General features: G+C 67.4%; 16 protein-coding genes and 2 pseudogenes. 9 read left to right on the top strand and 9 right to left on the bottom strand.

Features of this window, described 5'->3' with window-relative positions; all coding sequences use genetic code 11:
• Positions 1-89: 89 nt before the first annotated feature.
• Complete coding sequence (locus BAU06_RS15680; protein WP_066351472.1) at positions 90-986, top strand: AraC family transcriptional regulator; 897 nt, start codon at positions 90-92, stop codon at positions 984-986.
• On the opposite strand, the gene BAU06_RS15685 is transcribed toward BAU06_RS15680, so the two are convergent.
• On the bottom strand, positions 968-2242 hold the full coding sequence (locus BAU06_RS15685; protein ID WP_066351475.1) for a glycosyltransferase: 1275 nt from the start codon (positions 2240-2242) through the stop codon (positions 968-970). The genes BAU06_RS15680 and BAU06_RS15685 overlap by 19 nt on opposite strands.
• A gap of 108 nt (positions 2243-2350) precedes the next feature.
• Between BAU06_RS15685 and BAU06_RS15690 the strand changes: the two genes are divergently transcribed.
• From BAU06_RS15690 to BAU06_RS15700, 3 genes are all read left to right on the top strand, one after another.
• Entirely contained in the window at positions 2351-3034 is a 684-nt protein-coding gene (locus BAU06_RS15690) for a TetR/AcrR family transcriptional regulator (protein WP_082993719.1), read from the top strand.
• Positions 3035-3111: 77 nt separating this feature from the next.
• A complete protein-coding gene (locus BAU06_RS15695) occupies positions 3112-4029 on the top strand; it encodes a LysR family transcriptional regulator (protein WP_335617487.1) in 918 nt (305 codons plus the stop codon).
• Positions 4030-4102: 73 nt separating this feature from the next.
• On the top strand, positions 4103-5056 hold the full coding sequence (locus BAU06_RS15700; RefSeq protein WP_066351492.1) for an SDR family oxidoreductase: 954 nt from the start codon (positions 4103-4105) through the stop codon (positions 5054-5056).
• A gap of 25 nt (positions 5057-5081) precedes the next feature.
• Here the strand turns inward: BAU06_RS15700 and BAU06_RS15705 are convergent, their stop codons facing one another.
• The gene (locus tag BAU06_RS15705; protein ID WP_066351496.1) at positions 5082-6038 is read right to left on the bottom strand and encodes an alpha/beta fold hydrolase; all 957 of its coding nucleotides are present in this window, start codon (positions 6036-6038) and stop codon (positions 5082-5084) included.
• 232 nt (positions 6039-6270) lie between these two features.
• On the bottom strand, positions 6271-7173 hold the full coding sequence (locus BAU06_RS15710) for a LysR family transcriptional regulator (RefSeq protein ID WP_066351499.1): 903 nt from the start codon (positions 7171-7173) through the stop codon (positions 6271-6273).
• Positions 7174-7291: 118 nt separating this feature from the next.
• Here BAU06_RS15710 and BAU06_RS15715 point away from each other — a divergent pair, with 118 nt between their 5' ends.
• The 4 genes and pseudogenes from BAU06_RS15715 to BAU06_RS15730 all read left to right on the top strand — a co-directional run.
• Complete coding sequence (locus BAU06_RS15715; protein ID WP_066351502.1) at positions 7292-8026, top strand: SDR family oxidoreductase; 735 nt, start codon at positions 7292-7294, stop codon at positions 8024-8026.
• Positions 8027-8076: 50 nt separating this feature from the next.
• The gene (locus tag BAU06_RS15720; protein WP_066351505.1) at positions 8077-8976 is read left to right on the top strand and encodes an SDR family oxidoreductase; all 900 of its coding nucleotides are present in this window, start codon (positions 8077-8079) and stop codon (positions 8974-8976) included.
• A gap of 193 nt (positions 8977-9169) precedes the next feature.
• Positions 9170-9568, top strand: a pseudogene (locus tag BAU06_RS15725) (peroxiredoxin-like family protein); the annotation flags it as partial.
• A 93-nt stretch (positions 9569-9661) separates the two neighbouring features.
• Positions 9662-9925, top strand: a pseudogene (locus BAU06_RS15730) (SDR family oxidoreductase); the annotation flags it as partial.
• A gap of 14 nt (positions 9926-9939) precedes the next feature.
• On the opposite strand, the gene BAU06_RS15735 reads toward BAU06_RS15730, so the two are convergent.
• Positions 9940-10923, bottom strand: a complete 984-nt coding sequence (locus tag BAU06_RS15735; protein WP_066351508.1) for a Bug family tripartite tricarboxylate transporter substrate binding protein — start codon at positions 10921-10923, stop codon at positions 9940-9942.
• Positions 10924-11065: 142 nt separating this feature from the next.
• A complete protein-coding gene (locus BAU06_RS15740; RefSeq protein ID WP_066351509.1) occupies positions 11066-11731 on the bottom strand; it encodes an O-methyltransferase in 666 nt (221 codons plus the stop codon).
• A 126-nt stretch (positions 11732-11857) separates the two neighbouring features.
• Here BAU06_RS15740 and BAU06_RS15745 point away from each other — a divergent pair, with 126 nt between their 5' ends.
• Positions 11858-12556, top strand: coding sequence for a TetR/AcrR family transcriptional regulator (locus BAU06_RS15745; protein ID WP_066351525.1), 699 nt, complete (start codon positions 11858-11860; stop codon positions 12554-12556).
• 18 nt (positions 12557-12574) lie between these two features.
• Here BAU06_RS15745 and BAU06_RS15750 read toward each other — a convergent pair whose 3' ends face one another.
• The 4 genes from BAU06_RS15750 to BAU06_RS15765 form a co-directional block, all read right to left on the bottom strand.
• The gene (locus BAU06_RS15750) at positions 12575-12946 is read right to left on the bottom strand and encodes a tRNA-binding protein (RefSeq protein ID WP_066351527.1); all 372 of its coding nucleotides are present in this window, start codon (positions 12944-12946) and stop codon (positions 12575-12577) included.
• 122 nt (positions 12947-13068) lie between these two features.
• A complete protein-coding gene (locus tag BAU06_RS15755; RefSeq protein WP_066351529.1) occupies positions 13069-13665 on the bottom strand; it encodes a hypothetical protein in 597 nt (198 codons plus the stop codon).
• Between the two features lie 64 nt (positions 13666-13729).
• Entirely contained in the window at positions 13730-13981 is a 252-nt protein-coding gene (locus tag BAU06_RS26910) for a molybdopterin-binding protein (protein WP_066351532.1), read from the bottom strand.
• A gap of 155 nt (positions 13982-14136) precedes the next feature.
• Positions 14137-14727: a TetR/AcrR family transcriptional regulator gene (locus tag BAU06_RS15765; RefSeq protein ID WP_066351537.1), complete on the bottom strand. Its 591-nt coding sequence runs from the start codon at positions 14725-14727 to the stop codon at positions 14137-14139.
• Positions 14728-14735 lie beyond the last annotated feature (8 nt).

Consider the following 14735-nt stretch of genomic DNA (forward strand, 5'->3'; position numbering starts at 1 on the left):
CGCAAGCGTTTGTCGATGCAGAACGATAGCCCCTGGCAGACGGACTCTCTACAATCGTTCGTCCGTATTTGTTTTGCGAGAGTCCACCCGTGGCCGATCCGCTATCCTCGATCATTACCTTGCTGCGGCCGCGCACCGTATTCAGCAAACTCATCAGCGGCGCTGGACGATGGGGCGTGCGCTATTCGGCGTTCGGGGAGCCCAGTTTCTGTACGGTCCTGGAAGGCAGCTGCCTGCTCAAGGTCGACGCGCATCCCTCGATTACGCTGCGGTCGGGCGACTTCGTACTGATGCCCGCGACGCCGGGCTTCACCATGTGCGGATTCGAGCCGGCGACGCCGACCGTCGTCGACCCGAAGACCGCGCCTTCTCCGGTAGGAGAGGTCCGGCACGGACGGCGCGGCGGACGGCCGGACGTCCGCATGCTGGGCGGGTTCTTTCTGTTCGATACGCCCGATGCGGCCTTGCTGGTATCGCTATTGCCTGCCCTGCTGCATGTGCGCGGCGTGGATAGATTATCCACATTGGTGCAATTGCTCAGGGAGGAATCGATGGCACGGCGTCCGGGCCGTGAACATGTCCTGGTGCGGCTCGTGGAAATCCTGCTGATCGAAGCGCTGCGCTCCTCCGCCGGCAGCGCGGCGCCCGTCGGCCTGCTTCGCGGCATGGCGGATTCCCGCCTGGCCAAGGCACTGCGGCTGATACACGGCGCCCCCGCGCACCCCTGGACCATCCAGGAACTCGCGAAAAAGGCCGCGCTATCGCGCTCCGCCTTCTTCGAACGCTTCCGGCGCGCCGTGGGATTGCCGCCGATGGAGTACCTGCTGGCGTGGCGCATGGCCATCGCGAAGGATATGTTGCGCAGGGGCGACGTCGCGATCGGCACGATCGCGGAACAGGTCGGCTATGGATCGACCGGCACGTTCAGCACCGCCTTCAGCCGCCACGTCGGCGTATCGCCGAGCCGCTACGCCCGCGCGGGCTGAACGCCCAGCGGGTCTTCGCCGTCACCCGTCGCTACCCATCGCTCGATCGTCGCGACCGCGTCCGCCACGCCCTGCTCGCGCGCCATCCGCCGTCCCAGCGCGCCGGCCCGCGCCTTTACGTCCGCGCCGTCGGCGCAGGCAATGGCCCGCGCCAGTCCCGCGCTGCTCAGGCGCGCGCCCGGCAGCGGCCTTGCCGCCACGCCCAGGCGCCATAGCCTGTCGGCCCAGAAGAACTGGTCCGCGGCGAAAGGCACGACCACGGCCGGTACGCCCGCGGCCGCTGCCGAGTGCGTGGTGCCCGCGCCCCCATGGTGGACGACCAGCGAGGTGCGCGGAAAAAGCCAGCCGTGCGGCGTATCGCCCAGGACGAAGAAATTGCCCGGCAAGCCGCTGGCGTCGATGCCGCTCCATCCCGGGTAGAACAGCACACGCCGGCCGCCCGCCGCGGCGATCAGCATCGATGCCATCTCGGCGGGATCGAATCCGGCCATGCTGCCGAAGCCGATATACATGGGCGGCTCTCCAGCGTCCAGGAAAGCCTGCAAGGCGGCCGGCGGCGTCCATAAGGGATCGGCCATCTTCCATTGGCCGCAGGCCAGGGCGTTGGCCGGCCAGTCCGCGGGACGTCCCACCAGGCTGGGCGATACGCCATAGAGCATAGGATGCGCGGTCCATACCGCGCGCCGGGGCGGCAGCCCGCAGATCTCGGCGCGCGCGGCATTGGTGGCGTCGCGGAAAACCCGCCACAACATGGCATTGGCGAATCGATGGCTGAGCCGGTTCAACCAGCGCGGCAAGGCGCCGGGCGGCAGGAAGGGCGAAGGAAACGCCTTGGTGGGCGTGATGGGAATGAAGCCCGCGCCTATCGCCTTGATGCCGCGGTATTCGGCAACCGACACGCCGACAAAGGCCGCCAGGCCGGAAAAGACCAGGACATCGCAGCCCTCCGAAGCCGCCTTGACTTCCCGCATCCAATCCCGCGTATGCGCATTGGCGATCCATGCCAATGCCTGCGCGGTGCGCTTGAAGCCCGCCTTTCGCGCGACGGCGGAAGACAGCACCGCGCCGGGCTCCAGGGCCGCGCGCATATCGCCGGACAATGGCTGCGCGGGCACGCCCAGCGCCGCGGCGGAGCCCAGCGTCGACCGGTCCGCCAGCAGGCTGGCATCGTGCCCCGCGTCACGCAAGCCGCGACACAGCGCGGCCAGGGGCCGCGTGTCGCCTTCCGTTCCATACGTCACCACCAGGATTTTCATCGCACGCCCTTGCCGTATCTGCTACGCAATCGCAACCGGAACCTAGCACCAACAAACGTATACGTCGTATACTTTTGCACATCGTACACTACAAGTAAAGAAGGTGGCATGGCAAGCCTGACGGATAAGCCCGGACGCCGGGACCGCAAACGCGCGTGGATGCTCGCGCACTTGTCGGCCACCGGCGCGCGCCTGTTCGAAGAGCGCGGCTACGAATCCGTGACCATGGAACAGATCGCCGCGCAGGCGGATGTCGCCAAGCGCACGCTGTACAACCACTTCCCCACCAAGGAAGCGTTGCTGGCACACTGGGTGGACGCGCAGCTGGAACGCGATCTGGCCGGCCTGCGCGACGACATCGCCAAGCGCCGCACCTTCCTGTCCCGGGTATCCTGCATCCTGGACGCATCGGCGCAATGGTGCGAGGCCCATCCCGCATATCTGAAGGCCTATCTCGAACATCGGTTCCTGGCCATCGGCAGCGAGCCCAGGCCTGGGGACGGCCAGACGGGCGATATCGCGATCGTCTGGCGCCAGCTCATTGCCGCGGGCCAGCAGGCCGGCGAGCTTCGCACGGACTTCCCGGCCGACCAGCTCGCCTCCAGCTATCATCATCTGTACCTGGGCGCGTTGCTCAGGTGGCTGCACCGGCCAGGGCTGGCGCTGCGCAAGGAATTCGCCGCCATCACCCGGCTTTTCCTGCAAGGTGCCGGCGCCAGGCCGGAATCGCCGGGGCCGGCCGCCGCCGGCGCGACCGGAAGCAAGACGGCACGGCGTACGCGAAAGGCGTGACCGCCGCGCAAGGCGGCCCGCATTCACCGAGCGCGGCGACCGCCCTTGTCCCATCCATGCCAGGCATAAGGCTTATCTTGACCAAGAACATCAACCTGGATTACCTGCGCACCTTCGTGCTGGTCGTGGAACATGGCAGCTTCTCGGCCGCCGCCGAACGGCTGGACATTTCCCAGCCGGCGGTCAGCCTGCAGATCCGCCAGCTGGAGCGCAGCCTGGGTGCCACGCTGATCGAGCGGGTCGGGCGCCGCACACGGCCGACGGCCGCCGGCGCGGACCTGCTCTCGCACGCCGCGCGCGTCGAAAGCGCCGTGGCGGCGGCCGTCCAGGCCGTGGCCCGGCGTGCCCACGGGCCCACCGGGCGGGTGCGCCTGGGCACGGGCGCCACGGCCTGCATCTTCCTGCTTCCGCCCCTGCTGAAGGACTTGCGGCAACGGTTCCCCAATCTGGAAATCACCGTCGCGACCGGCAACACGCCGGACATCGTCAAGAGCATCGAGGAAAACGTGCTGGACATCGGCCTGGTGACCATGCCCGCCGCCGGCCGCGCGCTGGAGGTCACGCCGGTGCTCAAGGATGAGTTCCTGCTCCTTGCGCCGGCCGGCATGTCCTTGCCCGCCAGGATCACGGCGGAGGCCCTGTCCCGCAAGCCGGTGCTGCTGTTCGAGCCCGGCGGCAACACCCGCCGCATCGCCGACGAGTGGTTCGGCCGAAGCGGCATCGATCTCCGTCCCGTGATGTCGCTGGGCAGCGTGGAAGCCATCAAGGGCCTGGTCGCCGCCGGCCTGGGCTGCGCCATCCTGCCCGGCATGGCGGTACCCCGGCAGGCGCAGCGGCACGATGTCGTGGCGCGCCCGCTCAGCCCCCGGCTATACCGCAAACTGGCTGTCGTCATAAGGCGCGACAAGCGTCTGCACAGCGGCCTGAACGAAGCCTATCGCGCATTGAAGGGCCTGGCGAACCCGTCCCCGGCCGATCCGGCGATCCGACCCTAGCGGTTCGGGGCACGCGGGTTGCGGCAAGGGGTCCTCCCGCGGATCGCGCGGGATACGCGACAAGGAAACCGCCATGCCAACGATCTCCGGCTCCGTCATCGTCCTGACCGGCGCGTCCAGCGGTATCGGCCATGGCACCGCCCTGGCCTACGCCCGGGAAGGCGCCACCCTGGTGCTTGCCGCCCGCGACACGCCGGCGCTGCAGGCCGTCGCGGCCGCATGCCGCCATGCCGGGGTGCCGGCGCTGGCGGTGCCTACCGACGTCACCGACCCGGAGCAGGTACGGTCTCTCGCCGACACCGCGATCCGCGAGTTCGGCCACATCGACGTGTGGATCAACAATGTCGGCACGGGCGCGGTGGGCCGCTTCGACCAGGTGCCCGTGCAGGCGCACCGGCGCGTCATCGAGGCCAATCTGCTGGGACACCTTTACGGCTGCCATGCCGTGCTGCCGCATTTCCGGCAACGGCGGCGCGGCGTGCTGATCAATATGATCTCCATAGGCGGGTGGACCGCCACGCCCTACGCCGCCTCCTATGCCGCCAGCAAGTTCGCCCTGCGCGGCTTTACCGAATCGCTGCGTGCCGAGCTCGCCGATGTGCCGGACGTGGCGGTATGCGAGCTCTACCCCACCTTCGTCGACACGCCGGGCATGCGGCACGGGGCGAATTACTCGGGCAAGCATCTGCGGCCCGCTTCCCCCATGCTGGATCCGCGCGAGGTCGCGGCGGCGCTGGTGGCGCTGGCCCGGCGTCCCCGTCCCTCGACCATGCTGGGCAGTGTGGCGTGGCCGGCCCGCCTGGCGCACACCGTCGCCCCGGACCTGTCCGCCGGCATCACGCGGCGCGTCATGGATGGCGCGTTCAAGGCCGCCAAGCCCGCGCCCGTGGGGGACGGCAACCTGTTCGCGCCCTCCACCGGCCATGCCATCGACGGTGGCTTCCGCCGGGGCGTCCGCGGGCCGGGCAAACTGCTCAAGCTGGGCGCCCTGGCCGTGGCGGCGCTGGCGATGTGGCGCGCGCTCTAGCCCGGTCGCGTCGGCGCACGGGGCATCAGGGATGCACCGCCCCCATGAATGCTGCCAACTCGCCGTTGAAGCGCGCCGCGTCTTCGTAAAACGTGGAATGGCCGGCGTCCGGGTACAGCGAGAGCCTGGCCTGGGGAATCCTCCCGACGGTGTACCGGCTCATGGCGACGGCGGAGATCCGGTCGTGCTCGCCGTGCGTGACCAGCACCGGCACCTTCACTTGCCGCAAGACGGCATCGTAGTCGGCGGGCCGGCCGCCCAGCAGCTTGCGCACGGCCACCGGCGTTTCGTCGTTGTAGCGCACCATCCCGGCCATGGCGGTCGCCGAAGGCTGCCGCTCGAAGCAGGCACGCAAGAAGGCTTCCGTGCCTCGTCGCGCCGTGGCCGGATCGTCGGACAGCATGTCCGCGAGCAGCCCGTAGGCGCTGCCCAGCGTACTGCGGTCGCCGGTGGACGTGGCCGCGACGTAATTGATGGCACGCAGCCCGGCATCGCCGTAGACGCCCAGATAGTCGTTGATGACACGGCCGCCGTACGACCAGGCCACCACGCAGGGGCGGTCACGGCAGGTCTCGCGCACGACCGAGTTCAGGTCATCCGCCCACTTGCGCGGGTCGCGATAGGCCTCCGGCGCCAGCGGCTTGTCCGACTTGCCGTGGCCGCGCAAATCATAGGCGACCAGGTGGTGCTTTTCCAGCAAACCGGGGTCCTGCAGTTGCCTGATCCAGCTTTCGTGGCTTTGCGAAAAGCCATGGACGAAGACGATGGACGGTCCCGCCGGATTGCCGGCCTCGACCACCGCCAGGCGCACCGCGTCGCTGGCCGACGATGTGATCGTGCGCATCCTGGGGCCGTCCCGCACCGCGTCCGTGCCGGCCGCCGCCCAGGCGCGGGCGGGGACTGTTTGCGCCGCCGCGCACGCGGCCAGCAGCACCGTGGACTGCTTCAGCATGCGCCGGCGCGCCAGATTTTCCGATCCCATCGTGTCGTCTCCTTCGTCCTTGTCTTGTGGCGCTTGCCGCGCGGGCGGCAATGGCCGTGTCGTCGTGTTCCGCCAGTCACTCGCGGCGACGTAAGGCTATGCGGGAACGGATCTGACCGGAAATGAAAAATACCGTGGACGACCTATCGATGGGATCGATATAACCGGCGTGGGCCCGGCGCCGATGCGCTCCCCCCGACTTCGGTGCCGAAGCCGCGCGCCGCGCCGGCGCTCAGGTGGCCAGTTCCCGGACGAAATCCAGGAATGCGCGTACCTTGGCCGACACCAGGCTGGAGTTGTGGCGATAGGCATACAGGGGAAAGGTCTCCTCCGCCCACTGGGGCAGCAGAAGCGCCAGCCTGCCGCTGGCGACCAGGTCCTTGGCATAAAGCTCCAGCAATTGCGCGACGCCCGCGCCACCCAGGCAGGCGCCCAGCAAGGAACCCGTATCGTTGACCATGAGCTGGCCCGCCGCATGCAGCGGCACGACCTGCTTGCCGCGATGGAATTCCCAGCCGTAGGGACGTCCCGTGGACGGATCCCGGATAAGCAGGCATTGATGGTCCTTTGCCAGGTCCTCCGGCCGCCTGGGTTCGCCACGACGCGCAATGTACTGCGGCGATGCGCAGGTCAGGACGCGCGTCCGCAGCAGCAGCAGGGCCCGGTAGGAAGACGGCTCGGGCGTGCCGAAACGCACCGCGACGTCGAAGCCGTCGGCCACGAGGTCGCCCATGCGATCGCGCACGCTGACCTCCACGGAAAGCTCGGGAAAACGGTCCAGGAATTCACCGATGCGCGGCGCCAGCACATAGTGCCCGAAGGTGCCGTCGACGTTGATGCGCAACCGTCCCCTGACCCGGGCCTTGGCCTGGTTGGCATCCGCCACGACGTCTTCGATGCCGGCAAGCAAAGGGGCCATCGCTTCGTAGAAGCGCCGGCCTTCGTCCGTCAGCGAGATCGCCCGGGCCGTGCGGTGGAAGATGCGGATGCCGACGCGTTCCTCCAGCCGGGCGACGGCACGGCTGACGGCCGGCTGCGTCAGCCCGATGGCCTCGCCGGCACGCGCGAAGCTGCCGGCCTCGACCACCGCCGAGACCACGCCTATGCCGCCTAGCAACCTGCCGTCGAATGCCATAAGACATATTATTTGTCATTCTGACTCTTACCACAATTCATTTTTTTTATTCCATCGGCCGGCCTACAGTATCTCCAGACGCCAGACGATCTGGCGCCGGACATCAAGGAGCAAGGCCATGAACCAGGAAAAGGTAGCAATCATCACCGGCTCGTCGCGCGGCATCGGCGCCGAGACCGCACTACGCCTGGCCCGCGAGGGCTTCAAGGTCGTCGTCAATTACGCCGGCCAGGCAGGAGCCGCGCAGGAGGTGGTGGACGGCATCGTCGCGAACGGTGGCCAAGCCATCGCCGTGCAGGCCGACGTCGCCGACCCGGCGGCCGTGGCCGCCCTCTTCGACGCCGCGCGCAAGGCCTACGGCGGCGTCGACGTCGTGGTCAATTGCGCCGGCGTCCTCAAGCTGTCCCCTCTGGCCGGCTTCGACGACCAGGCTTTCGACCAGAGCATGGCCATCAATGTCAAAGGCACGTTCAACGTGTGCCGCGAGGCCGCTCGCCAGGTGCGCGACGGCGGACGCATCATCAATTTCTCCACCAGCGTGATTGGCGTGCGCTTGCCGGGATACGCGGTTTACGTCGCCACCAAGGCAGCGGTGGAGGCAATGACGCAGGTGCTGGCGCAGGAGATGCGCGGCCGCGGTATCAGCGTCAACGCCGTCGCGCCGGGACCGGTGGCCACCGAGCTGTTCCTGCACGGCAAAAGTCCCGAAGTGATCGACCGCATGGCCAAGATGAACCCGCTGGAGCGACTCGGCCAGCCGGAAGACATCGCCAGCGTGGTGGCCTTCCTGGCCGGCCCGGACGGCGCATGGATCAACGGCCAGGTGCTGCGGGCCAACGGCGGCATGTGCTGACACCGGCGGTCCCGCAAGCCGCCAGACATCCCATTCCAAGGAGCCACATCATGAAAGAAGTCATTCTTATCACCGGCGCATCGAGCGGCTTCGGCCTGCTCTCCGCCAAGGCGCTGGCCCGGGCCGGCCACACGGTCTATGCATCCATGCGCGAGACCACCGGCCGGAATGCGCCCCGCGTGGCCGAGATCGCGGCCTATTCCAAGGCGCATGGACTCGACCTGCGCACGGCCGACATCGATGTCACCGACGATGCGTCCGTACAAGCCGGCGTGGAAAAGGTCATCGCCGACAACGGCCGCCTGGACGTCATCGTCCACAATGCAGGGCACATGGTGTTCGGCCCCGCCGAAGCCTTCACCCCGCAACAGTATGCCCAGCTCTATGACGTCAATGTGCTATCCACCCAGCGCCTGAACCGGGCGGCGCTGCCGCATATGCGCCGCCAGGGCCGCGGGCTGCTGCTGTGGGTTTCCTCTTCATCGGCACGCGGCGGCACGCCGCCCTTCCTGGCGCCCTACTTCGCCGCCAAGGCCGCGATGGACTCGCTGGCCGTCTCGTACGCCAGTGAAGTCGCGCGCTGGGGCATCGAGACATCCATCGTCGTTCCCGGCGCCTTCACCAAGGGAACCAACCATTTCGCGCATTCCGGTACGCCCGCGGACCGGGCGGTGCAACAGGCCTATGAACAAGGGCCCTATGCCGGCGTCGCCGACCAGGCCTTGCAAGGTCTGGCGGCGCTGCAGCCCGCCGACGCCGATGCCGCGGCCGTGGCCGAGGCCATCGCCGACATCGTCGACGCGCCGTTCGGCAAGCGCCCCTACCGCGTATACGTGGACCCCGCGCAGGACGGCGCCGAGGAGGTCTTCCGTGTGGGGGACCGCGTGCGCCGCGAGATGTTCCACAAGATCGGCCTGGCCGACCTGCTTGCCCCGCGGACCGGCGCGTGAGCCCGGCCGTCCCGGCCATCCGCTGGTACGCGGGCTCACTGGTCCATCGGGCCCGTCCGACGCATGGCCCGGGGCACCATGACGTCCTCCAGTTCCGGCGCGAACATCCAATCCGACGCGATAGTCAGGCCCATGTGGGCGAGGACCGCGGCGCGTATGCCTTCCGCGCCGCTGAAACGGGCACGCCCGCGCCATGGAGCTGCAGGCTCTCCAGGCCGCCCTTCCGGCAATCCAGGAAGCGGGCGCCAGCCTGGTGGCGATCTCGCCCCAGACCGCGCCGAACAGCCGCAAGTCGCAACGTCAGAACGCCTTGGCTTTTCCCATTCTTTCGGACCCGCGCAACGAGGTCGCGGCCGCCTTCGGCCTTCGCTTCGAATTGCAGGACTATCTGGTCGAGCTCTACAAGTCATTGAAGAATGACCTGCCCTCCTTCAACGCCGATCCCAGCTGGACCTTGCCGATGCCCGCCCGCTACGTGATCGCGCCGGACCGCACCATCGTCTATGCCGAGGTCAACCCCGACTACACCCGGCGCCCGGAGCCATCGGAGATGCTGCCCGCCATTCGCCAAGCCAGCGGCCGCGCCGCCTGACGCCTCTTCGCCCGGCCGCCCGAGCAGGGTGGCCAAGGAGCACATGCCTCGTACTTTCCTCGTTACCGGCGCCACCAAGGGCATCGACCTGGCTGGGCGCTGGAGCTGGCGAATAGCGGCATCACGGTCAACGCGGTCTCTCCCGGTCCCACCGAAGCGGAATTGTCCCGCGCGAACAACCCGCCCGGCGGCGACGGCGAGCGTCGCTATCTTGCCAGCGTGCCAATGGGCCGGTTCGGAAGGCCCGATGAAGTCGCGGCGACCATCGCGTTCCTCCTGTCGGAGGACGCCGGGTTTATGACGGGACAAACCTTGCACGTCGACGGCGGTGCATCGTTGGGCAGGGTGCCGTTCTGACCCACCCGGGTGGGTCAACTCGGCTTGATATTCCGATCGCGGATGACGCGGCCCCACATGGCTGATTCGCGGGCGATCTCGTCCGCCAGCTCCTGCCGCGTACCCGGCGCCGGCGGCAGGCCGTGCTTTTCCAGTGCCGCAACGACGTCGGGCGACTTCAGTACCTTCACCAGCGCGGCGTTCCAGGCGTCCAGGATGGGCGCGGGAACCTTGGACGAAGCCACGAAGGCGTACCAGTTGGTGGCGTTGTAGCCGGGATAGGTCTCGGCGATCGTAGGCAGGTCGGGCAAGGCCGCCATGCGTTTCAGGCCGGTGGTCGCCAGCGGTACGAGCTTGCCGGCATCGATGCCCGGCTGGGCGGTGGCCAGCGTGGAAAAATAGGCAGCCACGCGGCCGCCCATCAGGTCCTGGAAGGCCGGCGCGCCGCCCTTGTAGGGGATATGAACGATGTCCACCTTGGCCATGTCGATCAACAGCTCGCCCGCCATGTGCGACGCCGACCCGTGCCCGGTCGACGCGAAGTCGATCTTGCCAGGATTGGCCTTGGCGTATGCCATGAACTCGGCGAATGTCTTGATGGGCAGCCCGCTGTGGATGACCAGGACATTCGGGAAGTTCACGCCCATGGTGATGGGCGCCAGGTCCTTGACCGGGTCGTATTGCAAGGCCATGAAGTGCGGTGCGATGGCCAAGGGGCCCACCGAGCCGAGCAGTATCGTGCTGCCATCGGTCGGCGCCTGGTGGGCTGTGTACTGATGCGCGATATTCCCGCCCGCGCCAGGCTTGTTCTCCACGACGACGCTGATGCCCAGGTCATCGGAAAGCTTCTTGGCGATGATGCGCGCGGCGGCATCCGACGCGCCGCCCGCGGCGAAGCCCACGACGATGGTGGCGGTCTTGAAGGGCGGGAAAGCCTGGCCCTGCGCCAGGCCGGGAACGGGAGCCAGGGCTAGCGCGAGCGCGCCCAGGCTGCACGACAGGAAGTCGCGTTTTTTCATTGTTGGTCTCCTCGAGCGGAGCAGCAAGTAGACCATCGATCCGCCCGATTGCACAGGCCCCGTTTCAGCGGCGCGGGATGCCGTGACATCATCTTCGGAGCCAGGCGCCACCGCCATGCCCTTGCCTGGCGGTGGCGCCTGCTCAACCCAGCCGCATGGAAAGCTCCACGTCGTCGCCGAACGGCACGGACAGATAGCCATGGGCGACCGAACGCACGTGAGCCAGGTAGTCGGGGCTGTAGTCGGCGTTGTCCGCCACGATCAGCGCACCCGGCCGAAGCCGGCTTTCGAGCATTGCCAGGATGTCGCCGTACAGGGCCTTGGCGCCGTCCAGCAGCAGCAGGTCGATGGACGCAGGCAGATCGACGCTCAGGGTCTTCAAGGCATCGCCGACACGGATTTCCACGAGTTCGTCCAGCCCGCCCGCGGCAAGATTGTCGCGTGCCCGCGCCACCTTGGACGGCTCGAACTCGCTGGTGATCAGCCTGCCGCCGCCGTTGTCGCGCAGGGCCGCGGCCAGATGCAGGGTCGAGATACCGAAGGAGGTTCCGAACTCGACGATGCTGCGCGCCCGCGTGGCGCGCGCCAGCATATAAAGCAGCAAGCCCGTCTGGCGCGAGACAGGAAGCCCGAAATCCTTCAGGTTCCCATAGAAGTCCATATAGCCGGTCTTGCTATGCATCAGCCGCTGCATCGCGTCTTCGGATAGCCCGGCGAATGCGGGAAGCTCCCAGGGGGAGCCGTCCGCCGTTTCCTTGAACAGGCGGTCCAGCAGGGGCGCCAGGGGTGCGGTGGTCAGTGTGGACATACAGTTCTCTCGCGTAGTGGAGCGCCCGGTGGCGCTCATCTAGAATGTGACGAATCCGTCGCATTCAAGAATACGGCGACGGGACCCGATCCGCTATTCGCATTCTTTCCCTACATTCCAACCGCCATGACCGATCGCCAAACGCCGCGGATTTCCTCGCGAAAACAGCCGCAACAGGCCCGTTCGACCGAACTCGTCGCCGCCATCCTGCAGGCGGCGGCTCAGGTTCTGGAGAAAGAAGGCGCCGCGCGCTTCACCACGGCGCGCATCGCCGAGCGGGCCGGCGTCAGCGTCGGATCGGTGTATCAGTACTTTCCCAACAAGGCGGCGATCCTGTTCCGCCTGCAGCTGGACGAATGGCGGCAAACCACCGAAATGATGCTGGGCATTCTTGCCGATGTCCGGCGGCCGCCGCGGCAGCGCTTGCGCGCCCTGGTGCACGCCTTCCTGCGCTCGGAATGCGAAGAGGCCCGGATGCGCATGGCCTTGCACGATGCCGCGCCGCTTTACCGGGATGCGCCGGAGGCGCGGCAGGCGCATGCATCCGGAAAGCAGGCCATGCAGGCTTTCATGCGGGAGCTCCTGCCGGAATCACGGAGAGCCATCCGCACGGTGGCGGGCGACTTGATCATGACGACGCTCGCCAAGGTGGGCAAGCATTTCTCAGGCAGCCCGCGCAGCGCCGCGGAAATCAAGGCCTATGCGAATGCAATGGGAGATATGTTCTGCGCCTACGTGGACAAGATCGAGCCGGAGTCCCACCCGGCGGCCCGGCGCCCTTCGTCCCGGAATCGGCCGCGGGTCCGGTCCCAGGCCGCGCAATAACGCGCGGTCGCGACCCTGTCAGAAAAGGCGGCTGCCGTCGGGCACGGGGCGATCGGGTTGGAACAACACGACGGCCCCCGACGAATCCGCGAAACCGAGCGTCAGCACTTCGGACATGAACTTGCCTATCTGGCGCGGCGGGAAATTCACCACGGCGGCCACCTGGCGGCCCAGCAAGGCCTGCGGTTCATAATGCTCGGTGATCTGCGCGCTGCTTTTCTTGCGCCCGATGGCGGGACCGAAATCGATGACCAGCTTCAGCGCCGGCTTCCTGGCCTCCGGAAACGGCTCCGCGGCGACGACCGTACCGACACGGATATCGACGGCTAGGAAATCGTCAAAGGCGATCGGCGCGGCAGCGGGCGCATCCAAGGCGTGCGTGGCGTGCATACAGTCATTTCTCCCATGGGCGGCTGGCATGGCCGGCCCAGGGAGCGATATCGCGGCCCGGGGACGGGCCACTTCGCCACGCCATGGAAACCCCGGCCAAGGCCAGCAAAACGCCGGCCAGTTTAGCGGATCGACGGCCGGGCCGCCTTGCGCCGCATATCGCCCGCCAAGAGCCATATCGCCGACACCAGGAAGTACGCGGCGCCCACCGCCGCATAGCCCGCCACCTTGGCGATGGAGGTGGATGGCGGTACCGGCGTGCGAGACAGCGCGATGAACAGCGTGCCGGCGACGGCCGATTGGGCGCCGCTCAATATCATTGCCCATTGCGCGCCGAAGCGCTTCCAGCGGCCGATGGCCGTACCCAGCTGCAGCAGTCCCGCCAGGATCGCCCAGGCGCCGAAGACCGCGAGCACGGCGTTGACGCTCATGCGCAGCGCCACGATCACCCCCAAGGTGGTGGCCAGGCTCACCGCCACATTGATCGCCTGCGCCCGGTTCCGGCCCAGTCCGCCGCTACGCGCCGCATCCAGGAAATTGGCCGCCGCGTCCCAGGCGGGATACAGCACCAGCAGGACCGCCGCCAGCATGGGGGACTGCCGGCCCGCCGTGAAGGCGATGGCCACCCAGACCGCGGAAAAAGCGGCCCGGAGGAAGTAATAGGACCTGAGCCATTGCTCCTGGGCGCCCTGGGCGAAGCCCGTACGATGTTCCGTCATTGGATTTCCTTTCGTGTTCAACATGATCCGGGCGCATGCGCGGGATGCGGCGCCGACCTTTCCTTCAGATCCCGGCATACCATTCGTATCCCCGGTCCTCCCAATAACCGCCGTTGCCGCCCCACAGGCCGGCGAAACTGTCGACGATCTCGATGCGCTCGACGTACTTGGCCTGCTTGTAGCCCAGCCGTTCCACCCGCACCCGCACCGGTTCGGCCTTGGCGCCATCGGCGTGTGCCGGCGCAGCGGCCCCGACGGTCAATGAAAGGCTGGAGACGGCGGCGGCAAGAAAGCCGCGCATGGCGTGATGGGACATGATCTCTCCTTGTACCTACTAGTAGGTAGCTTGTTGGCGCGAAATAAATGGCTCATCGCGGCGCGCCCCGCAAGAGCCGATCAGGAAGCGGCGGTAGCTACCGCCGATAGAAAACAGCTGGCATCCGATTTCCGCGGGGATGCCCGGCCCGCGCTTCAGTGTCGCGCGATCGCCAACCTTTGGACCAAGGGCTCGGTCACCACGGTGAATACTTTTTCGTCGCCGTATGCCCGCGCCGACAGCATCGCGCCATGTACCGCGGCCATGAAGACCTCGGCCTCGTTGGCCGCGTTGTCCGAAAGCGCGAGCTTGCCCTGTTTCGCGCCCTCTTCCAGCACGGAGGCCAGCCATCCCGACAGCCGGCGGAAATGCGCCCGTACCTCTACCACGAGCTCCGGCGGCAATACCGGCATCTGGCTCGCAAGCAAGGCGCACACGCAGAAGGCGCTGGTCGGATCGCCTATGCACTGCGCCCAATAGCCGATATAGGCGCGCAACTGGTCCACGGGATCGGGATGGTAGCGTTGCAGCGCGGCGATGCCGGTTTCCGCTTCTTCGCGGTAACGCTCCAGCAGCGTCCGGACCAGATCCACCTTGCTGGGAAAGTGATGATGAATGCTGGCCTTGCGGATGCCCACGACTTCCGAAATGTCGGCATAGCTGAAGCCGTTATATCCGCCGGCAATGATGAGGCCGCGCGCGCAGCGCAGGATCTCGTCGTAGGTGGTGCTGGATGAGGTTGCCATGGCAGCTA

The sequence above is a fragment of the Bordetella bronchialis genome (genome assembly GCF_001676705.1).
In the GTDB taxonomy this organism is placed as follows: Bacteria; Pseudomonadota; Gammaproteobacteria; order Burkholderiales; family Burkholderiaceae_B; genus Bordetella_C; species Bordetella_C bronchialis.